This is a genomic window from Micromonospora sp. NPDC049101 (assembly GCF_040648675.1).
Taxonomy (GTDB): Bacteria; Actinomycetota; Actinomycetes; order Mycobacteriales; family Micromonosporaceae; genus Micromonospora.
Genome location: NZ_JBEZED010000012.1, coordinates 88,471 through 108,904 on the forward strand (window position 1 = coordinate 88,471; position 20,434 = coordinate 108,904).

The following is a 20,434-nucleotide window of genomic DNA, read 5'->3' on the forward strand; positions in this document are numbered from 1 at the left end:
TGGCCAAAAGCGGTCGCCGCCCGCCGTAGGCTGGGGGACGTGACGGTACGTGTGCGCTTCGCCCCCTCCCCGACCGGTATGTTCCACGTCGGCGGTGCCCGCTCGGCACTGCAGAACTGGATCTACGCCAAGCAGCAGGGCGGGGTGTTCGTGCTGCGCGTCGAGGACACCGACGCGGCGCGCAACAAGCCCGAGTGGACCGAGGGCATCCTCTCCGCGCTGGACTGGATCGGCATCTCCCGGGGCAGCTACGAGGGTCCGTACTTCCAGTCGGAGAACGCCGGCGAGCACCGGGCCGCCGCCGCTCGCCTCTACGACTCGGGTCGCGCCTACTACTGCGACTGCACCCGCGAGGACGTGCAGGCCCGCACCGGCTCGCAGTACCAGGGCTACGACGGCTACCACCGCGACCGTGGCCTCGGCCCCGGCCCGGGGCACGCGCTGCGCTTCCGTACGCCCGACGAGGGCACGACCGTGGTGGTCGACCTGATCCGCGGTGAGCCCACCTTCGAGAACAAGCTCATCGAGGACTTCGTCATCGCCCGGGGCGACGGCTCGCCCGTCTTCCTGCTGGCCAACGTCGTCGACGACATGACCATGGGGATCACCCACGTGATCCGGGCCGAGGAACACCTGCCCAACACGCCCAAGCAGCAGCTGCTGTGGGACGCGCTCGGGGTCAAGCCGCCGATCTGGGCGCACGTGCCGGTGGTCGTCAACGAGAAGCGGCAGAAGCTCTCCAAGCGGCGGGACAAGGTCGCCCTGGAGGCGTACCGCGACGAGGGTTACCTCGCCGGGGCGATGCGCAACTACCTGATGCTGCTCGGCTGGGCGCCGTCGGGCGACCGCGAGATCGTTGCCTGGTCGGTCATCGAGGACGAGTTCCGGTTGGAGGAGGTCAACCCCTCCCCCGCGTTCTTCGACGAGAAGAAGCTGCGCGCGTTCAACGGTGAGTACATTCGGGCGCTGTCCGTGCCCGACTTCATCGACGCCTGCCAGCCGTGGCTGACCGGCACCGGGACCATCGCGCCGCCGCCCTGGCAGCCGGAGGAGTTCGACGCCGACGCGTTCGCCGCAGTCGCCCCGCTGGCCCAGACCCGGCTCGCGGTGCTCAGCGAGATCGTCCCGAACGTCGACTTCCTCTTCCTCGCCTCGCCGCTGATCGACGAGGCCGCCTGGGCCAAGACGATGAAGGACGGCTCGGCCGAGCTGCTGGACGCGGCCATCGCGGCGTTCGAGTCGCTGGAGTCGTGGGACGCCGAGGCGCTGAAGTCGACGCTGGAGGCGGTCGGCGCCGAGCGTGGCCTCAAGCTCGGCAAGACACAGGCACCGGTACGCGTCGCGGTCACCGGCCGCACCGTGGGTCTGCCGCTGTTCGAGTCGCTGGAGGTCCTCGGTCGCGAGCGCACCCTGACCCGGATGCGCGCCGCCCGACTCCGCCTGGTCTGACCGTCGCTCGTCGACGCGTCAAGAACGGCGACCGGGTCACCGCCCTCGCCGGCGCCCTCGCGCGTCGCCGTCGCGCGTCGCCCTCGCACGTCGCTGGCGCCCTCGCGCGTCGCTGGCGCCCTCGCGCGTCGCTGGCGCCCTCGCGCGTCGCTGGCGCCCTCGCGCGTCGCTGGCGCCCTCGCGCGTCGCCCTTCCTTTGCTCTGCACCCCAATACGCGCCGGTCACAGACCGTAGCTGTCGCATCCGCGGGTGCAGAGCAAAGGATGACCGATACCCCTCACCCACCGGGGGCGGTGAGTTTCAGCGGGTCACCGAACGCGTCGGCGCCGACGGAACATGAGGGCGGTTGCGAGTGCGGCGAGCAGCAGCAGGCCGCCGAGCGCCCCGGTCCACAGGCGACCGCCGGAGTCGGACTGCTCCGACGCCGCCGGCACCGCGGAGGCCGTCGAGCTGGCAGGTGTCGCCGACGCGGGCCCGGCGGAGGGTGTGCCGACGGCCGAGGGTGAGCCGGCCGGGCTGGCGCCGACGGCGGCCGACGGCGAGGCGGACGGGTCGGCGGCGGTCCCGGTCGTCAGGGTGAACCGCACCTCGCCCTTCACCGGGTGCCCGTCGCTGGACGCGAGCTGGTAGCCGACGACGTAGAGCCCCGCGGCCGTCGGCGTGAACGGCACCCGCACGCGGCTGCCGTCGAAGACGGGTGGGCCGCCAGCGACCACATTGTTCGGTCCCGTTATTGTGATCTTCGTCGTAGCCTTTGCCGGCTTGGCGAGGAACCGCAGCTCGATCCGGGCCGGTGCCTTCGCCACTCGGGCACCGTCGCGCGGATCGCTGCCGGTCAGCGAGTTGTGCGCGGCGGCCGGAGTTGCCGGCATCAGGAACGACACACCGAACGCCACGCCGAGCACCACTGGCATGACCCGCACCGTACGTGTAACCCTGCCCCCCATGAACCCCTCCGTAAGGGTACGATCCGCCCGCTGATCAAACGGCTCCTCATTAGTTGAGCAGAGATCGCAGATAGTTCCAATTACTGTTCCAGAAGCTGCAACCCATCGACGTTCTGCGGAGTCTGTAGGAGTAGGCCCGGCCATCTGGTCGATGCCCGCACCGGCAGACCGCTTCAGGCGTCACACCGAAGCCATCCATCGAACGGGGCGAGGAGGCGGGATGGTCCGACACATGAGGCGGTTGGCCGCCGTGCTGGCGGGCGCGCTGGCGACGGCGCTGCTGTCGCTCGGCACCGCCGGCCCGGTCTCGGCGGCGCCGAACACGGCACCGGCCGGGGTGGACATCACGGGCGAGGGGCTCGCCGCGCCGCTGCGGTTGCGCGTGGACACCCAACCCGCCCACGTCGGCGCGGTCATCGACCAGGTCAACTTCCTGGGGCGCACCGGCATGCCGACCGGCCCGAAGCCGGCCGACCTCGGTCCGAAGTACACGGTCGTGGTGTTCGCCGGCGAGACGCCGCAGCAGACCTACGACCTCTATCCCCGCGCGGTCGGTGGCCCGCGGGTCTACCGGCCGGCGAAGCAGCCGGCCGGCAAGGCCAGCGCTGGTTGGTTCCTGGGACGGCTGAGCATGTCCGAGACCCTGCGCACCGCCGGTGTGCCGCTGGAGCGGCAGTTCGACACGGTCAGCGGTGGTGCGGGCGGTGGCGAACGGGTGCTCCCGGAGGACACGCTCGACCCGGCGAAGGACCTCGACGACGCGCTTGGCGACCTACAACGCCTGCTGCTGCTCAACGTCGGGGTGATGCTGACGATCACGGTCGGCCTGGCCGGGATCGCCCTGCTGATCCGCCGCCGCACGCGCTGACCCGCCGCACGCGCTGACCCGCCGCAACCGCTGACCCGCCGCAACCGCTGACCCACCGCACGCGCTGTTTCGCGCGGCGGGCGCTCAGCACCAGCGGCGTGGTGGGCGCTCCCGGCGGGTGGCCCGCGGGCGCGGCCGGACCGGGCCGTGCCGATGCGCCCCGGCCCAGCCGGGAAGTTCGCTGAGGCAACCAGCAGGAACGTCTGCGTCGGGCTCGGCCAGGGCGGCGCCCTCGGCGGAGCGCTGACGCGGGAGCGTGGTCTCGTCGTCCCGGCCGGTGAGCGGCTCCCCCGGGTGCCCCGTCGCGCCGGCAGCCGGCCGGCGGTGTTTGCCAGTCGCCTGCGGGTCGTGGTGCCCCGGTCGGCAGGGCTCGCCCTGGGCGCAGCCGTGCTCGGCCTCCCCGTGCGCCATCCCCGGTCTCCTCACGTTCGCCTCACCCGCGGGTGCTCCCCCGACGTGCCCCTGTCACCGTACTGGCCGGGACCGACTGGCCGCGCACGGCGTACCCGGGGTCGGCACCGGCCAGTTCGCAAAAACGACGGTGAGCGCGGAACCCTGCCGCGCAGTTCACAGCCTCTTTTCGCGCCGTTAATCCGGAGGTCGCAGACAGCGGGCGCAGACGGAGCCGACCGGCGCTCAGCGGGCGCGGTGCGCCTCCAGGTCCGCCCGGCGCAGGAGCGCTCGCAGCGCCACACCGTGCCCGGCGAGCGCCTCGGCCCCACCCTCGACGCGGTCGATGACGCACAGGGCGTGCTCCACCCGGGCACCCAGTTCGCGTAGTTGGCCGGTGGAGATGACAACCTGGCCGCCGGAGGTGACGACGTCCTCGACCACCAGCACCTGCCGCCCGGCCAGCTCCGTTCCCTCGGCCAGCCGGGCCGTCCCGTACGGCTTCGCGCTCTTGCGGACGAAGGCGCAGGGCAGCCCGGTGTGCCGGCCGAGCGCGGTCACCACCGGGATCCCGCCCATCTCCAGCCCGGCCAGCACCTCGGTGCCGGTCGGGACCAGGTGCGCGAGTTGGGCGGCCACCCGGTCCAGCAGGCGGGGATCGGCCTCGAAGCGGTACTTGTCGAAGTACTCGTCGGCGGTCCGACCGGAGCGGAGCACGAACGTGCCGGTCAGTCGGCAGGTCACGTCGATCTCGCGGGCCAGGGCGGCCAGGGTTTCCGGGTCGGTCATGATGATCATTATCGTCGGGCCGGGACGGGCTGCGCGTACCCCTTTCGACGCATGTCGACGCCGTCGGCCTCCTCCTCCGGTCGGTGTCCGGGGGTCGGCGGCTGTGGTGGGATCGTGGGTATGCGACCGCCACCGTGGCTCGGCTCCGGCACCCTCGGGCGCGACCTCGCGCTCGCCGCCGCGTCGCTGGCCGGCGGCCTGGTGCTCTACTCCCTGGGCTGGCAGCCGCAGGTCCGTCCGAACACGGGCGTGCCGTCGGCGCTGTTCCTGCCGCCGCTGCTGGTGATGTGCGCGGCCGTGGGCATGCGTCGGGTCGCCCCCCGCGCCAGCCTGGCCGTGGGCACCGGGGCGCTGGTGGTGGACACCGCGCTCGGCAACTCGCTGGGCACGATCCTGGTCTACACGCAGGTGCTCTACGACGCCTGCGTGTACGGCCCGCCCCGGCTGTGGCGGTGGCTGCTGCGGGTGACCATCGGACTGAGCCTGCTCGGTGCCGTCGTCGGCGTGGTCTCCCTCGACAACTGGCGCGGGGTCACCATCGGGGTGCTGGTGGTGCTCGCCGGGCTGCTGCCGGTCCTGACCGGCATCAGCGTGCGGCAGTACCGCGACCAGGCCGCCGCCGAGCGGGCGCGGGCCGAGCAGACCGCCCGGCTGGTCGAGTTGGACCGCCGGCAGGCGGTCAGCGCCGAACGGGCCCGGATGGCCCGCGAGCTGCACGACGTCGTCGCCAACCACCTCAGCGCGGTCGCCATCCACGCCACCGCCGTGCTGTCCGTACCCGGCCTGGATCGCGGCCAGGTCACCTCGGCGTTGCACGTGATCCGGGAGAGCAGCGTGCAGGGCCTGGCGGAGATGCGTCAGATGATCGAGGTGCTGCGGGAGCCGGCGACCGGCGACGGTCCCGCGGGTGACGGCCCGGCGGTGCCGGAGGTGGTCACCGCCCGGCTCGCCGAGGCGGACGGGCTGGTCGAGCGGATCCAGGCCGCCGGCCTGGCGGTACGGGTACGCACCGATGGCACCCCGGGCCCGCTGCCGGTGGGGGTGGACCTCGCCGCGTACCGGATCGTGCAGGAGTCGCTGACCAACGCGCTCAAGCACGGCACGGGTGAGGCGGAGTTGACCATCGCGTACCGGCCGGCGGAGGTGGTGGTGACCGTGGAGAATCCGGTGCGCGTACCCGGGGGCGGGGTGCCGGGTGCCGGGGCCGGGCTGATCGGGATGCGGGAACGGGTCACGCTGTTGGCCGGGCGGTTCACCGCCGGGCCGCGGGACGGGCGCTGGCAGGTCCGGGCCACGCTGCCCACCGGGCAGGGCGGGTGACCGGGCCGGCGCGCGCACCGGACGACGCGGTCGTCCGGGTGGTGCTCGCGGACGACCAACCGGCGGTACGGGCCGGACTGGCCCTGATCCTGGGCGCCGCCCCCGACCTGGAGGTGGTCGGCGAGGCGGCCGACGGCGACGAGGCGGTGCGGCTGTGCCGGGAGTTACGCCCGGACGTGGCGGTGCTGGACGTGCGGATGCCCCGCCAGGACGGGATCTGGGCGACCCGGGCGATCGTCGCCGACCTGCTCGCCGACGTGCTGGTGCTCACCACCTTCGACCTCGACGAGTACGTCTTCGGCGCGCTGCGCGCCGGTGCGGCCGGGTTCCTGCTCAAGGACACCGACGCTGACGGCCTGGTGACCGCGGTGCGGACGGTGGCGCGTGGCGACGGGTTCATCGCCCCCGCGGTGACCCGTCGGTTGATCGCGGCCTTCGCGGCCACCGCGCCGGGTGCGTCCGCGGACACCCGGGCCGCGCTGGGCACCCTCACCCCTCGTGAGCGTGACGTGTTGGCCTGCCTCGGGCTGGGCCTGTCCAACCAGCAGATCGCCGACCGGCTGGCGACGGCGGAGAGCACCACCAAGACGCACGTGAGCCGGATCCTGGCGAAACTGGGCCTGCGCAGCCGGGTACAGGCCGCGATCCTGGCCCAGGAGCTGGGCCTGCCGCCACCGTGATCCGCCGCCGGTCCACCCTGGACGGTGCTGTCGCCCTGCTGCCGTACGCTGCGCGCCATCGACGCCGACAGCGGCGGCCCAGAACGGAGACAACGTGCGACGGTGGTGGGGGACGACGGTCCTGGCAGTGCTGATCATGGGGGCGGGCGGTTGCGACAGCATCTTCGCCGACGAGTCGCTCCCGTCCTTCACCCCCGAGGCGGGGGTGTGTCACGCCGCCGCCTCCGACGAGCGCAGCCCCGAGACGTACACGCCGATCCCCTGCTCTTCGAAGCACGAGACGGAGACCTTCCTGGTCGGCCGGTTCGGCGGCGCGGACGCCGCCGCGTCGGCACCGCCGGCGGCCAACACCGAGGGCATCGGGCGGGCGTACGGGTCCTGCGACGCCGAGGCTGCCCTCTTCCTGGGCGGCGAGTGGCGCGAGTCACGGCTGGCGATGCGGGTGCTGGTCCCGTCGGCGGCGCACTGGGAGGCGGGTGAGCGGTGGTACCGCTGCGACCTGCTGGAGATGCACGCGGTGGACCGGTGGTTCCCCGAACCCCGGGCGAACAGCCTCGGCGGTGCCCTGACCGGTGACTCGACGCTGCGGCTCACCTGTTTCACCGAACCGGAGGAGACCGCCGAGGGCGGCGTCAACCTGCCGCCGACGGACTGCACCGGGCCGCACGCCACCGAGTTCGCCGGCCTCTGGCGGCCCACCCCGCAGGCCGATCAGGTCACCGAGGAGGTCATGCGGGCGGATTGTCAGTCGACGATCGCGCAACACGTCGGGTTGCCGGAGCGGGACCTGGGCGACCGGTTCGAGGCGTTGGCGTCCGTCCCGTCTGGTGAGCCCGAGTGGCAGGCGGATGCCGGCGCCTGGTGTTTCCTGCACAGCCCCGACCGGGTGCTCACCGCGTCGGTGAAGGGTGCCGGTCGGCGCGTGCTGCCGGCGACCCGCTGACCGGTGCCGACGTGGTTGGCCTGGTCACGACGTGTCAGGCTAGGGCGGTGAGTACGCCGGGGGGTGGAGAGCTGGCGGCCACGCTGCGCCGGATCGAGCGTTCGGCGGGGGCGTTGGCCACCTCCAGCGTGGCTCGGATGGATGAGACGCTGCCGTGGTTCCGGGCGCTGCCGGCCGACCAGCGCTCCTGGGTGATGCTGGTGGCCCAGGCCGGCGCCCGGTCGCTGGTGCAGTGGCTGAGCGAGGGTGGCGGCACCGCGGACAGCACCCAGGAGGTCTCCGACGAGGTCTTCGCCGCCGCCCCGCAGGCGCTGGCCCGGTCGATCACCCTCCAGCAGACCGTCGCGTTGATCAAGGTGACCATCGACGTGGTCGAGGAGCAGGTGTCGCACCTGGCCGCCGAGGGCGAGGAGCAGCAACTCCGCGAGGCGGTGCTGCGCTTCTCCCGGGAGATCGCGTTCGCCGCCGCCCGGGTCTACGCGCGGGCGGCCGAGTCACGCGGCGCGTGGGACGCCCGGTTGCAGGCCCTGCTCGTCGACGCGCTGTTGCGCGGTGACTCGCCCGACGTGCTGGCCAGTCGGGCCGCCGCGCTCGGCTGGGCGGACGCGCCGCCGGTGGCGGTGGCGGTCGGCCGATCGCCGGGCGGGGAGGTCTCCGCCGTGCTGCACGTGGTCTACCGGCAGGCCCGCCGGATCGGTGTGGAGGTGATCGGCGGGGTGCACGGCGACCGGCTGGTGATCGTGCTGGGCGGCGCGGCGGACCCGCTCACCGCCACCGCCGAGCTGCTGAGCGCGTTCGGTGACGGGCCGGTGGTGGTCGGTCCGGCCGTACCGAGCCTGGACGAGGCGACCGAGTCGGCGCGGGCGGCGCTGTCCGGGTTCCGGGCGGCGCCGGCCTGGCCCGGTGCTCCCCGTCCGGTGCCGGCCGCTGATCTGTTGCCGGAGCGGGCCCTGGCCGGCGACGCGGAGGCTCGGCGGCGGCTGCGACACGACGTGTACGCGACGCTGGTGCGCGCCGGCGGCGAGTTGCTGGCGACCCTGGACGCCTTCCTGGCCGCCGGTGGCACGCTGGAGAGCGCCGCCCGGGCGTTGTTCGTCCACCCGAACACGGTGCGTTACCGGCTCCGGCGGATCGCCGAGGTGACCGGCTTCTCGCCGCTGTCTCCCCGGGACGCGTTCGCACTTCAGGTGGCGCTCACCGTGGGTCGGCTGGATCCGGTCGTCCCGCTCACCTCGACCGTCACGACTCAGACAATGACCCCGGCCAACCGGAAAACCGTCCGAACCGAGGATTGATTCACGCCGACTTTTGTAGGAAACCTCCAAAGGTTCTAGTGTGGTTTGGTCGGAGGCGACACAGCGTTACCCGCGCGAATCCGGGAGAGTCATAGGCGTGCTCGCCGTACTTAGTCCCGGCCAGGGTTCTCAGAAACCCGGCTTCCTGACCCCCTGGCTCGACCTGACCGGCACCGAGGCGCGGCTGCGCGAGTGGTCGGCGTTGGCCGGGGTCGACCTGACGCACCTGGGCACCGCCGCCGGTGCCGACGAGATCATGGATACCGCCCGCACCCAGCCGCTGCTGGTCGCCGCGGCGCTACTCGCGGCCGAGCACCTGCCACTGGAAGGCGTCGACATCACCGCCGGGCACAGCGTCGGTGAGTTGAGTGCCGCCACCCTCGCCGGCGTGCTGACCGCCGAAGCCGCGATCACCCTCGCCGGCGTACGCGGCCGGGAGATGGCGGCCGCGTGCGCGCTGGAGCCGACCGGGATGGCCGCGACGCTGGGTGGCGACCCCGACGAGGTGCTCGCCGCCATCGAGGCACACGGGTTGTACCCGGCCAACCGCAACGGCGCCGGGCAGATCGTCGCCGCCGGCACGCTGGACGGAATCGACAGGCTCGTCGCCGAGCCGCCGGCCCGGACCCGGATCATCCGACTCAAGGTGGCGGGCGCGTTCCACACCCCGTACATGGCTCCGGCCGCGACCGCGCTCGCCGCGGTCGCCGCCGGCATCACCCCCGCCGACCCGACCCGGACCCTGCTCTCGAACCTCGACGGCACCGCTGTCGACAACGGCGCCGAGCTGGTGCAGCGCCTCATCCGTCAGATCACCGCGCCGGTGCGCTGGGATCTGTGCATGCGTACGCTGGCCGACCTCGGTGTCACCGGCGTGATCGAGCTGCCGCACGCCGGCACGCTCGCCGGGCTGATCAAACGGGACCTCAAGGGCGAGGGCGCCCCGGAGATCGTCACCCTGAACACCCCGGACGACCTGCCGGCCGCACGGGACCTGATCGCCCGCATCGGAGGTCGTTCATGACTGGCAGTCGCATCGTCTCGATGGGGCACTACCAGCCCTCCCGGGTGGTGACCAACGACGACATCGCCCAGCTCGTCGACACCAACGACGAGTGGATCCGCGACCGCGTCGGCATCGTCAGCCGGCGGATCGCCGACAGCGAGACGGTGGCCGACATGGCCGCCGCCGCCGCCGGCAAGGCGCTTGCCAACTCCGGCCTGACTGCCGCCGACATCGACCTGGTCGTGGTCGCCACCTGCACGTCGATCGACCGCAGCCCCAACGTGGCCTGCCGGGTCGCCGCCAAGCTGGGCATCACCGCCCCGGCCGCGTTCGACGTGAACACCGCCTGCTCGGGCTTCGCGTACGGGCTGGGCACCGTCGACCACGCCATCCGGGCCGGCGCGTCGCGCAACGCGCTCGTCATCGGCGCCGAGAAGCTCTCCGACTTCACCGACTGGACCGACCGCTCCACCTGCATCATCTTCGCCGACGGCGCCGGTGCCGCGGTGGTCACCGCCACCGCTGACGACGAGCCGGCCGGGATCGGCCCGGTGGTCTGGGGTTCGGTGCCGGAGAAGAGCGACGCGGTCCGCATCGAGGGCTGGCGCCCGTACGTCCAGCAGGAGGGGCAGGCGGTGTTCCGCTGGGCCACCACCGAGCTGGCGCCGCTGGCCCTGCAGGCCTGTGAGCGGGCCGGGGTCGACCCGTCGGAGCTGGCCGCGTTCGTGCCACACCAGGCCAACACCCGGATTATCGACGGCATCGCCAAGCGGCTCAACATCCCCAACGCGATCATCGCGAAGGACATCGTCGAGTCCGGCAACACCTCTGCCGCGAGCGTGCCGCTGGCCCTGTCCAAGCTGGTCGAGCGCCGGGAGGTGCCCTCGGGCGCACCGGTGCTGCTGTTCGGCTTCGGCGGTGGTCTGACCTACGCCGGTCAGGTCGTCCGCTGCCCCTGAAGACCCCCTCCGGCGCGTACGCGTCGAGGAGTGGCGGTCGGCGACGCCGTCCGTCGGACAACCCCGATGAAAGGAACCAACCACAATGACCCGTGACGAGATCACCACCGGCCTCGCCGAGATCCTCGAAGAGGTTGCCGGAGTGAACCCGGACGACGTGGCCGAGGGGAAGTCCTTCACCGACGACCTCGACGTCGACTCGCTCTCCATGGTGGAGGTCGTGGTGGCCGCCGAGGAGAAGTTCGGCGTCAAAATCCCGGACAACGAGGTACAGAACCTCAAGACCGTCGGTGACGCCGTCAGCTACATCGCGGCGCAGTCCTGATCATGAGTCGTCCTGACGTCGTCGTCACCGGGCTCGGCGCGACGACCCCGCTTGGCGGGGACGTCGCGTCGACCTGGGACGCCATGCTCGCCGGCCGCTCCGGGGTGAGTGCCCTCACCCAGGAGTGGGCCGAGCAACTGCCGGTCCGCATCGCCGCCCAGCTGGCCGTGGAGCCGTCCGAGGTGCTGGACCGGGTCCGACTGCGCCGGCTGGACCGGTCCGAGGCGATCGCGATCATCGCGGCGCAACAGGCCTGGGCGGACGCCGGCCTCGCCGGCTCCGACCTCGACGGGGAGCGGTTGGCCGTCAGCGTCGGTTCCGGCATCGGCGGTGCCACCACCCTGCTCGCCCAGGACGACATCCTCGAGGCGTCCGGGCCGCGGCGGGTGTCCCCGCACACCATCCCGATGCTGATGCCGAACGGTCCGGCCGCCTGGGTCGGGCTGGAACTGGGCGCCAAGGCCGGGGTGCACGCGGTGGCCAGCGCCTGCGCCACCGGCGCCGAGGCGATCGCGCTCGGTCTGGACATCATCCGCTCCGGCCGGGCCGACGTGGTGGTGGCCGGCGGCACCGAGGCGGTCATCCACCCGCTGCCGATCGCCGGTTTCAGCTCGATGCGGGCCATGTCCACCCGCAACGACGACCCCGAGCGCGCCTCCCGCCCGTGGGACCGGGGCCGGGACGGCTTCGTCCTCGGTGAGGGTGCCGGCATCCTGGTGCTGGAACGGGCCGAGCACGCCGCCGCCCGGGGCGCCCGGGTGTACGCGCGCCTCGCTGGGGCCGGCATCACGTCCGACGCGTACGACATCGTGCAGCCACACGCCGAGGGCGAGGGCGCGATCCGGGCCATCGCCAAGGCCATCGCGGACGCGGACGTGGCCAAGCGGGACATCGTGCACGTCAACGCCCACGCCACGTCGACGCCGGTCGGTGACATGCTGGAGATCGGCGGGCTGCACAAGGCGCTCGGCGACCACCCGGTGTTGTCCGCGACGAAGTCGATGACCGGTCACCTGCTCGGTGCGGCCGGCGCGCTGGAGTCGATCGCCACCATCCTGGCCATCCGCGACAGTGTCGTCCCACCGACGATCAACCTCGACGACCCGGAGCCCGGTCTCACTCTGGACGTCGCGGCGCACAAGGCACGCCACATGGAGATCCCCGCCGCGTTGAACAACGCGTTCGGCTTCGGCGGCCACAACGTGGCGCTCGTCTTCGCCCGACCCTGAGATCCCGCGAAAGGGGCCCCTCCTCGTCGAGGAGGGGCCCCTTTCGTCGTTCAGCCTCGGTTGCGGGGGTGCTGTTTCGCGGTGCGCTCGTTGCCGTGGCGGTAGTTGCCGGTCCAGCGGGCCATCACCAACTGTGGGTCGTCGTCGACCTCGGCGAGGAACTCCGCGGCCCGCGCGCCGCGCAGCGTGCCGGCGACCCGGCCGTGGTGCGTGATCACCACCGTGCCGTCCGCCCGTTGCACGTGCCGGAATCCCGCTGCCGCTCCCATCGGGTCAGGTTGTCAGACCGACCCGGGCGGGGCGACCCGATTTCGCCGCGCGGGCACACGATCGCCGATTGACGTCGAGAGACCGCCCGGCTTAGATGGGCCGACTGAAGATCGACTGACGGGGATCACCACCATGGACACTCGTACCCTTGTCGCCGTGTCGGCGGCGGCGCTCACCCTCGGCCTGCTGGCCAGCTGCGGCGACGACGCCGCCGCTCCCGCCGGGCCGAAGGCCGGCGGCCCGACCCCGCAGGCCACGGGCGAGCCCTGGTACGACGAGGTGGCCCCGGCGTCGCCCGGCGCCACCAGTTCTCCCTGCCCGGTACCGGTGTCGTTTCCGCTGGCCGAGGGGTGGACGGCCAAGGCCGTCGAGCCGCCCAAGGGCGAGCTGGCCGAGCTGCTCGGCGAGGCACTCACCAAGCGCGGCGGCACCACCGTGCGCTGCGAGGTGGACGGCCGGGCGGCCGGCGGCGGATTCCTGCGGATCTGGGCGGCGGACTCGCCGACGGTCACGCCGCGCGCCGCGCTGGAGAGTTTCGCCGCCGGGGCCGGCGAGACGGTCGCCGGCCAGCAGTTCCGCAACCTTCGCGCCGGCGGCTTCGACGCCACCGAGATGACCTGGCTCGCCACCAACCCGCTGGCCGACGAGGAGGAGTCACGGAACTGGGCGCTGGCCGTCCAGTCGGCGGGGCAGACGCTTGTCTTCGCGGTCAACGAGGGACTGATCGCCGAACGGACCGACGTGCTGCCGGCGTACCGGCTCGCGGTGCGGGGGCTCGCGAAGGGCGAGTGAGGTGGGCGCGGACCCGGCGCGCCGCCGGTCAGGTCCGACAGGTCGTGGCGGGCAGACCGGGCACGACCACCGGGGACCGGCCTCCCGGCCGGGCCTTGCCGGCCAGCACGGCAGCCAGCGCGGTCATGGACGCCCGGCTGGAGGAGTACGTGGCCAGCAACGTCGGAGACTTCGCCTCGCCCAGCACGTACGGGGTGTCCATGGCGACCGTGACCGCCGCGTCGGCGCGCAGGTCCTTGGCGCCGTCGCCGTAGCCCACCAGGTGCACGATCGTCCCGCCGCTGGGCTTGACCGACACCCCGGCGGCGGTCAGTGCGGCGGTGAGCGCGGCCCGGGTGCCGTCCCGTCCTCCGGAGGAGGTGACGGTGACCGGCCCGGGGATCGCGCCGCCGCAGGTGCCGCGCAGCACGGTCACGGCGGCGGCGGCCAGCGCGTCGGCCGCGGCCCGGTGCGCCGGGGCGTTGAGCGTGGACATCTGCGCGGCCGGGGTCTCCGCGAGCCGGAACTTCATGGTCAGCACCCGGGTGACCGCCTCGACCAGCCGGGTCCGGGGCAGTGTTCCGCCGCGCAGCGCGGCGAGCAGCCCGTCGTACGCCTGGCCGACGTTCGGGGTCATCAGGATGAGGTCGTTGCCGGCGTTCAGCGCCCGGACCGCCGCCTCGCCGGGTGCCCAGCGCTTCGCAGGCGGCATGTTCATCCCGTCGGTGATCACCACGCCCTTGAAGCCGAGCTGGCCGCGCAGCACGTCGGTGAGCAGTTTGTGGGAGAAGGTCGCCGGGGTCCCCGGGTCGATCGCGCGGGCGTCCAGGTGACCGGACATCACCGCCATCGCCCCGGCGTCGATGCCGGCGGTGAACGGCGGCCACGCGCCGCTCTGCAATTCGGCGGCGGACTGGGTGAGCACCGGCAGGTCCTGGTGCGAGTCGTCGGCGCTGTGGCCGTGCCCGGGGAAGTGCTTCAGGGTGGCCGCGACCCCGGCCGTCTGGAGGCCACGGACGGCGCCGCCCACCTGCGCCGCGGCCTGCTTCGGGTCGGAGCCGTACGACCGGGAGCCGATCACGGTGCTGCGGGTGGCCAGCACGTCGGCCACCGGGGCGAAGTCGACGTTGATCCCCATCGCGGCCAGCTCGGCGCCGGCGGACTGCCAGGCGGCCTCGGTCAGCTTCGGGTCGCCGGCCGCGCCCGCCGCGAGCGCGCTGGGCAGCACGGTGACCCCGTCGGTCACGCGGGTGACGACGCCGTACTCCTGGTCGGTGCCGATCAGCAGCGGCGCGGGCCCGGCGGCGAGCCGACCGGCGGCGGTACGCAACCCGGTGGTGAGCTCGTGCACCTGCTTCGGGTTGTCGACGTTCGTGGTCTCCTGGTTGCCCTTGGTCGGATCGTCGGCGCTGAAGCCGACCAGGATCAGGCCACCCAGCCGGTACTTGGCGATCATGTCGGCGGGGGTGTCGACCCCGGCGAGGGCCTGGTTGCCGGCAGCCGAGCCGGCGGACACCTTCGTCGCCGAGTCGCCGTAGGCGTACGGCATCAGCACCTGACCGACGAGGTCTTCGTCGGACAGCGTGGCGACCAGGGCCGCGGCACGGGCGGCGGGGTCGTTGGCCGGTGTCGCGGCGGGGACGCTCGGGGCGGCGGTCGCGCCGGCCGGGCTGGGTGGCGGCGCGGGGCGCTCCGGGTCGCCTGAGCAGCCGGAGACGAGCAGAGCGGTCAGAGCGGCGACTGTGACGGCGGCGCGCCACGGGCGATTCGACACGCCGCCCATCCCACCAGCTTCCCCCTTATCGGGGCAACTTGACCTTACCGGTCGCCGCCGGCCCGACGGCGTACGGCCAGCGGGCCGGCGGCCGGATCAGCCGACCCGGGTGAGCAAGGTCACCGGGGCGCCGTCGCCGGCGTACCGGTACGGCTCCAGGTCCGCGTCCCACGCCGTGCCGAGCGCCTTGTCCAGGGCGTGCGCCAGCGCCTCCGGGGCCCGGGAGGCGACCATCAGCGCGCGTAGTCGGTCCTCGCCGAGCTGGATGTCGCCGGCCACGCCGACGGTGGCCCGGAACAGGCCACGGGCCGGCACGTACATGAACCGCTCGCCGTCGGCACCGGGACTCGGCTCCTCGGTGACCTCGAAACGGATCATGGGCCACTGCCGTAGGGCAACAGCCAGCTCGGCGCCCGTCCCCGGACGACCGGTCCACCCGCACTCGGCCCGGCGTGCGCCGGGGTCGACGGGCTGAGCCGTCCACTGCAGGTTGACCGGCGCGGCTAGGACGCGCGCGATCGCCCACTCGACGTGCGAGCACACGGCGAGTGGGGTCGAGTGGACGTATACGACGCCACGCGTTGGCACGGTGACCTCCCGGGAGAGCGAGGTGCGTCTTCCCCTACGACCTCGTCCACCCAGGTGGTTGCTGCAACACATGATGACTCCTGTGACGCGTGGTGCGCCAGGGAATCGGAAAAAACGCCGGGTGGAATAGCCGGACGGGTGGCCGCCGTTGCCTCTCAGGACACCGCGACGACCAGCATGATGTCGTGGTCCTGTACAGTTCCATCGGCGGCTTATGCCGCGTTACACCTTCGCGGGTCGAGCGCAGTGTGGCCCGCACACAGCCCCCGGACGTCCAGTCCTCCCGTACGTCTTGCAAGGAGTACCTCCGTGGCGAGCAACACCTCTAAGACCGCGCGCGCGTCCGTCCGGGCCGGCCAGGCTGGCCAGGGTGGCGCCCTCAGCGTGCTGGGCGAGTTCAAGTACCTCATCCCGCTCAACGGCGGCAAGCACGCCTACGTGCGGAACCTGACCAACGGCAAGACCGCGCACCTGCGCACGGACTCCGACGCCTTCGTCGAGGAGATCCGCGTGCTGGCCGCCGCCGGCCACGCCGCCAAGATCCGGGCGGAGATCAACAACCTGGCTGCCGTTCACCCGAACGACGGCTGGGAGGCCACCGAGAAGCGCCTGGTCGCGGCCGGCGTCTTCGAGGGCTGAGCCCCTCCCCCACCGCACCATCGACACCGCCCGCCGGGAGTTCCCGGCGGGCGGTGTCGCGTGTCCGGGGCGAGATCCACTCGGCTTCCCGAAAACCGGAGTGTCCCGGCCGGCCGGACACCCCGACATCACGAAACCCGAGTCGATCAAGCACGCCGCGCGGGCGTCGGCGTCGGCGTCGGTCGAGCGCGGCGGGCGGGTTCAGGCCGGGTCGAGCAGGGTGACCTCGCCGGTGGCCAGGTCGTAGAGGCCACCGACCACGGCCACCCGTCCGGCGGCGACCGGCCCGGCGAGCAGGTCGTCGGCGCGCAGCGTGCCTACCGTTCGCCGGACGTGCCGACGGATCGCGAGCGGCAGCACCGCCGGGTCGTCGATCCCCACCTCGGTCACCGCCGGGGCGATCTCGTCCACCAGGTGCGCCAGCGAGCCGCCGGGACGCTCCCCGGCGCGCAGCGCGTCCACGGTGGCGCCGACCGCGCCGCACCGCTCGTGACCGAGGACCAGCACCAGCGGTACGCCGAGCTGGCCGACCACGTACTCGATCGACCCGCACACCGCCCGGTCGAGCACGTGCCCACCGGTACGGATCACGCAGATCGCACCGAACGTCTGGTCGAAGATCGCCTCCAGCGGCACCCGCGAGTCGATGCAGCCGAGCACCACGGCGTACGGCTGCTGGTCGCCGGAGGCGGCGGCCGCGGCGGCCGTGACGTCGTGCCCGTGGATCGGCTGGCCGCTGACGAACCGCCGGTTGCCGGCGAGCAGGTCGGCCAGCGCGGCGCGAGGAGTGCCGCCGGCCTGCCGCCCCGGCCCCGATGCCCCGCCCATGGGCGCTCCCGAGGACCCCATGCCGTCCAGCTTGGCCCGCCGTCGGACCCCACGGGCGGGGTCGGGAATGTTGGCGACGGCGTGATTGGTGTGCTGCCGTGGCGGGTAGCCGGGTACCAGTGGGACTGGTGGTGCCGGGCGGCCCTGGGGAGGTGGCGATGCCGGAGCGGTTCGAGGTCGGGCTGCCGGACGGCGTACGGCTCAACGTCGAGGCGACGGGGCCGACGGACGCGCAGGTCACCGCCATCCTGTTGCACGGCTGGACGTTGGACGGGCGCGCGTGGCACCGGCAGGTCGACGCGCTCACCGCGGCGTTCGGCGGGTCGGTGCGGGTGGTCACCTACGACGCGCGGGGGCACGGCCGGTCCAGCTGCATGGCGTTGCCCACGGCCACCCTGGCCCAACTCGGCGACGACCTGGCCGCGGTGCTCGACACGGTGGCGCCGGTCGGGCCGGTGGTCCTGGTCGGGCACTCGATGGGCGGCATGACGATCATGGAGTACGCCCACCGCCACCCCGCGCACTTCGCCGCCCGTACGGCCGGTCTGGTCTTCGTGTCGACCACCGCCGAGGGGCACACGCACACCGTCTACGGGCTGTCGCCACGGATCGCCCGGTTGATCCGGTTGGCCGAGACGACAGGTGCCGGGGTGCTGGCCCGGTGCGGCTCCTGGCGAGCGCCCCGGGCGCTGCTGAACGCGTTGCGCCCGAGCATCCGCTGGATGCTCTTCGGCGACCGCTGCGACCCCTCCGACATCCGCCTGGTGACCTCCGCGGTGGCTCGTGCCTCGCTGCGCTCGATCGGCGGGTTCCGCGCCTCCATCGGCACCCAGCACCGACTGGACACCCTCACCGCGTTGGCCCACCTGCCGGCCGCCGCCCTGGTCGGCGACCGGGACCGGCTGACCCCACCGCCGTGCGCCGAGTCGATCGCGGCGGCCCTGCCGGCCACCGAGTTGACCGTCTGCCCGGGTGCCGGGCACATGCTGATGATGGAGCGCCCGGACGAGGTCAACGCGGCCCTCACCGGCGTCCTGCGTCGGGTGCTCGCCGAACCGCCGTCCCGCAGCCGGGGGGCGACGCCCGCCGAAACGGGTGTCTGAGCGCGTTCCCGCACCTCGGGCGCGGCCGGCCAGGCGCGGGGCCGTACCCTTCTGCGGTCGGCTCGCGCGGTTCCCGCCGCCTGCCGGCGACCTTCGAAGGAGCGTGCGTTGACCGACCAGACCGGCCTGGAGCAGGAGATCGCCGTCGAGCAACGCCACCTCGACCGGGTGTACGCGCGACTCGCCGAACTGCGGCAGTCGGCGGTCCGTGCCGAGCGTGACGGCTACCGGATGGCCCGGGTGGGCACGTACGGCTCGTTGGTTGAGCGTGACGCGATGGTCTTCCACGCGGCACAGCGGCGGCACGTCCTGGACGCCGAGTACGAGGGGCTGGTCTTCGGCCGGCTGGACCTGCGGGACCGGCAGGTGCTGCACGTCGGGCGGCTCGGCATCCGCGACGAGGACACCACCACGCTTGTCGTCGACTGGCGGGCACCGGCCGCCGCCGCCTTCTACCAGGCCACTCCGGCGCAGCCGCTGGACGTGGTGCGTCGCCGCACGATCCAGTCCCGCGCCGAGCGGGTCACCCGGATCGAGGACGACCTGCTGGACCCGAACGCCGCCCCGGAGGGGATGACCGTCGTCGGCGACGGCGCGCTGCTGGCCACCCTGTCCAAGGCCACCGGCCGGGGCATGCGCGACATCGTGGCGACCATCCAGCGGGAGCAGGACGAGGCGATCCGCTCACCCGGTTCCGGGGTGACGATCGTCGCGGGCGGCCCCGGCACCGGCAAGACCGCTGTCGCCCTGCACCGGGCCGCCTTCCTGCTCTACTCCGACCGCAGCCGGTACGCCGGCGGCGGCATCCTGGTGGTCGGCCCGTCGTCGGTCTTCGTGGAGTACATCGGCTCGGTGCTGCCGTCGCTCGGTGAGGACACCGCGACCCTGCACTCGCTGGGCACCCTGTTTCCGGGAATGAGCGCCACCCGCACCGACCCGCCCGAGGTGGCGGCGGTGAAGGGCTCGCTGCGGATGCGCCGGGTGCTGGAGCGGGCGGCCCGCGACGCGGTCCCGGGCGGCCCGGGTGAGCTGCGGCTGCTCTACCGGGGCACGTTGCTGCGGCTGGACCGGGCGGCGCTGGACCGGATCCGGGACCGCGCGCTGCACCGGGGTGCCCGCCGCAACGAGGTCCGCCGGGCCGGCTTCGACGGGATCTTCGCCGCGCTCTGGGCGCAGGCCCGTGAGGTGGGCGTTCGACTGCCGGAGCAGCGGACCTTCGAGGCGGAGATCGCCGAGCGGTCGGAGTTCCGCGAGTTCCTCAAGGCGTGGTGGCCTCGGCTGCACCCGCGGCACGTGCTCGGTTGGCTGGCGCGGCCGGACCGGCTGCGGCGGTACGCCGGGGGGATCCTCTCCGGCGCGGAGATCCGGCTGCTGACCGCCGCGTACCGGAACCTGGATTCGGATGGGTTGACCATCGCCGACATCGCGCTGCTGGACGAGTTGGACGCCCTGCTCGGCAAGCCGGCGCAGCCGGCCAGGGCTCGGCGTGACCCGTTCCAGTTAGCCGGCGGCGTCCGCGAGCTGAGCACCGCCAGCGACCGGCAGCGGGCCGCCCGCGCGGCCGCGCGGGAGCGTCCGGAGGACTACCGGGACTACGCGCACGTGGTGGTGGACGAGGCGCAGGACGTCTCACCGATGCAGTGGCGGATGGTCGGTCGGCGTGGTCGGCTGGCCTCCTGGACGGTGGTGGGTGACCCCGCGCAGACCGCGTGGACCGGCGACCCCGACGAGTTGGACCGGGCCCGGGACCAGGCGCTGGGCCGACGCAAGCGCCACGATTTCACGCTCACCACCAACTACCGCAACTCCGCGGAGATCTTCGCGGTGGCGGCGGCGGAGATCCGCCGGCTCTACCCCGACCTGCCGCTGCCGACGGCCGTGCGCTCCACCGGGGTCGATCCGGTCGAGCTGGTGGTGCCCGCGACGGGGTTGGCGACCGCGACCGTGCAGGCGGCCGCCGGCCTGCTGACCGAGGTGGAGGGCACGGTCGGGGTGATCACGCCGGTTCCCCGCCGGGACGAGGTCGCCGGTTGGCTCGCCGCGCTCGACGCGCCGCGCCTGCAGGTGGTCACCAGCCTGGAGGCCAAGGGCATGGAGTACGACGGGGTCGTGCTTGTCGCACCGAGCGAGATCCGGGCGGATCCGGGTGCCGGGGTCCGCACCCTGTACGTGGCGCTGTCCCGGGCCACGCAGCGACTCACCACCATCGACCCGACCGGCTGATCCGTGCCCGCTCGTCGCACGGGCCGGCGGCCGACCT

Annotated in this window: 20 protein-coding genes and 1 pseudogene; 14 read left to right on the forward strand and 7 right to left on the reverse strand. The window is 73.3% G+C overall.

What is annotated here, in order from left to right:
- The first annotated feature begins 39 nt into the window (after positions 1-39).
- The gene (gene gltX / locus AB0B57_RS18380) at positions 40-1,449 is read left to right on the forward strand and encodes a glutamate--tRNA ligase (protein WP_357070633.1); all 1,410 of its coding nucleotides are present in this window, start codon (positions 40-42) and stop codon (positions 1,447-1,449) included.
- A gap of 309 nt (positions 1,450-1,758) precedes the next feature.
- Here the strand turns inward: gltX and AB0B57_RS18385 are convergent, their stop codons facing one another.
- Positions 1,759-2,364, reverse strand: a complete 606-nt coding sequence (locus tag AB0B57_RS18385) for a copper resistance protein CopC (RefSeq protein ID WP_357070636.1) — start codon at positions 2,362-2,364, stop codon at positions 1,759-1,761.
- Positions 2,365-2,617: 253 nt separating this feature from the next.
- On the opposite strand from AB0B57_RS18385, the gene AB0B57_RS18390 reads away from it, so the two are divergent.
- A complete protein-coding gene (locus AB0B57_RS18390) occupies positions 2,618-3,265 on the forward strand; it encodes a hypothetical protein (protein WP_357070639.1) in 648 nt (215 codons plus the stop codon).
- A gap of 84 nt (positions 3,266-3,349) precedes the next feature.
- On the opposite strand, the gene AB0B57_RS18395 is transcribed toward AB0B57_RS18390, so the two are convergent.
- On the reverse strand, positions 3,350-3,676 hold the full coding sequence (locus AB0B57_RS18395) for a hypothetical protein (protein ID WP_357070642.1): 327 nt from the start codon (positions 3,674-3,676) through the stop codon (positions 3,350-3,352).
- Positions 3,677-3,901: 225 nt separating this feature from the next.
- Complete coding sequence (locus AB0B57_RS18400; protein ID WP_357070645.1) at positions 3,902-4,444, reverse strand: phosphoribosyltransferase family protein; 543 nt, start codon at positions 4,442-4,444, stop codon at positions 3,902-3,904.
- Between the two features lie 120 nt (positions 4,445-4,564).
- On the opposite strand from AB0B57_RS18400, the gene AB0B57_RS18405 reads away from it, so the two are divergent.
- The 8 genes and pseudogenes from AB0B57_RS18405 to fabF all read left to right on the forward strand — a co-directional run bounded on the left by AB0B57_RS18405 (position 4,565) and on the right by fabF (position 12,201).
- Positions 4,565-5,764, forward strand: coding sequence for a histidine kinase (locus AB0B57_RS18405; RefSeq protein WP_357071041.1), 1,200 nt, complete (start codon positions 4,565-4,567; stop codon positions 5,762-5,764).
- Entirely contained in the window at positions 5,761-6,444 is a 684-nt protein-coding gene (locus tag AB0B57_RS18410) for a response regulator transcription factor (protein ID WP_357070648.1), read from the forward strand. Before AB0B57_RS18405 ends, AB0B57_RS18410 begins: the two co-directional genes overlap by 4 nt.
- A 94-nt stretch (positions 6,445-6,538) precedes the next feature.
- A complete protein-coding gene (locus AB0B57_RS18415) occupies positions 6,539-7,387 on the forward strand; it encodes a septum formation family protein (protein ID WP_357070651.1) in 849 nt (282 codons plus the stop codon).
- 23 nt (positions 7,388-7,410) lie between these two features.
- Positions 7,411-8,682, forward strand: a pseudogene (locus AB0B57_RS18420) (helix-turn-helix domain-containing protein); the annotation flags it as partial.
- A 97-nt stretch (positions 8,683-8,779) separates the two neighbouring features.
- Complete coding sequence (locus AB0B57_RS18425; RefSeq protein WP_357070654.1) at positions 8,780-9,706, forward strand: ACP S-malonyltransferase; 927 nt, start codon at positions 8,780-8,782, stop codon at positions 9,704-9,706.
- Positions 9,703-10,647 (forward strand): beta-ketoacyl-ACP synthase III, encoded by a 945-nt coding sequence (locus AB0B57_RS18430; protein ID WP_357070658.1) that lies wholly within the window; start codon positions 9,703-9,705, stop codon positions 10,645-10,647. Before AB0B57_RS18425 ends, AB0B57_RS18430 begins: the two co-directional genes overlap by 4 nt.
- An 85-nt stretch (positions 10,648-10,732) precedes the next feature.
- Complete coding sequence (locus AB0B57_RS18435) at positions 10,733-10,972, forward strand: acyl carrier protein (protein WP_030330276.1); 240 nt, start codon at positions 10,733-10,735, stop codon at positions 10,970-10,972.
- A gap of 2 nt (positions 10,973-10,974) precedes the next feature.
- On the forward strand, positions 10,975-12,201 hold the full coding sequence (fabF, locus tag AB0B57_RS18440; protein WP_357070662.1) for a beta-ketoacyl-ACP synthase II: 1,227 nt from the start codon (positions 10,975-10,977) through the stop codon (positions 12,199-12,201).
- Between the two features lie 50 nt (positions 12,202-12,251).
- On the opposite strand, the gene AB0B57_RS18445 is transcribed toward fabF, so the two are convergent.
- Entirely contained in the window at positions 12,252-12,470 is a 219-nt protein-coding gene (locus AB0B57_RS18445) for a hypothetical protein (protein ID WP_112582579.1), read from the reverse strand.
- Between the two features lie 133 nt (positions 12,471-12,603).
- Between AB0B57_RS18445 and AB0B57_RS18450 the strand changes: the two genes are divergently transcribed.
- Positions 12,604-13,263, forward strand: coding sequence for a lipoprotein (locus tag AB0B57_RS18450; protein WP_357070666.1), 660 nt, complete (start codon positions 12,604-12,606; stop codon positions 13,261-13,263).
- A 28-nt stretch (positions 13,264-13,291) separates the two neighbouring features.
- On the opposite strand, the gene AB0B57_RS18455 is transcribed toward AB0B57_RS18450, so the two are convergent.
- Positions 13,292-15,025, reverse strand: coding sequence for a glycoside hydrolase family 3 N-terminal domain-containing protein (locus AB0B57_RS18455; protein ID WP_357070669.1), 1,734 nt, complete (start codon positions 15,023-15,025; stop codon positions 13,292-13,294).
- Between the two features lie 87 nt (positions 15,026-15,112).
- A complete protein-coding gene (locus AB0B57_RS18460) occupies positions 15,113-15,604 on the reverse strand; it encodes a DUF3145 domain-containing protein (protein ID WP_357070672.1) in 492 nt (163 codons plus the stop codon).
- A gap of 309 nt (positions 15,605-15,913) precedes the next feature.
- On the opposite strand from AB0B57_RS18460, the gene AB0B57_RS18465 reads away from it, so the two are divergent.
- Positions 15,914-16,243 carry a hypothetical protein gene (locus AB0B57_RS18465; protein WP_007463527.1) on the forward strand — a complete coding sequence of 110 codons (330 nt, stop codon included), beginning with the start codon at positions 15,914-15,916 and terminating at the stop codon, positions 16,241-16,243.
- Between the two features lie 201 nt (positions 16,244-16,444).
- On the opposite strand, the gene AB0B57_RS18470 is transcribed toward AB0B57_RS18465, so the two are convergent.
- Entirely contained in the window at positions 16,445-17,071 is a 627-nt protein-coding gene (locus tag AB0B57_RS18470; protein ID WP_357070675.1) for a carbonic anhydrase, read from the reverse strand.
- A 158-nt stretch (positions 17,072-17,229) separates the two neighbouring features.
- Here AB0B57_RS18470 and AB0B57_RS18475 point away from each other — a divergent pair, with 158 nt between their 5' ends.
- Positions 17,230-18,174 carry an alpha/beta hydrolase gene (locus tag AB0B57_RS18475; RefSeq protein WP_357070678.1) on the forward strand — a complete coding sequence of 315 codons (945 nt, stop codon included), beginning with the start codon at positions 17,230-17,232 and terminating at the stop codon, positions 18,172-18,174.
- A gap of 108 nt (positions 18,175-18,282) precedes the next feature.
- A complete protein-coding gene (locus AB0B57_RS18480) occupies positions 18,283-20,397 on the forward strand; it encodes an AAA family ATPase (RefSeq protein ID WP_357070681.1) in 2,115 nt (704 codons plus the stop codon).
- Positions 20,398-20,434 lie beyond the last annotated feature (37 nt).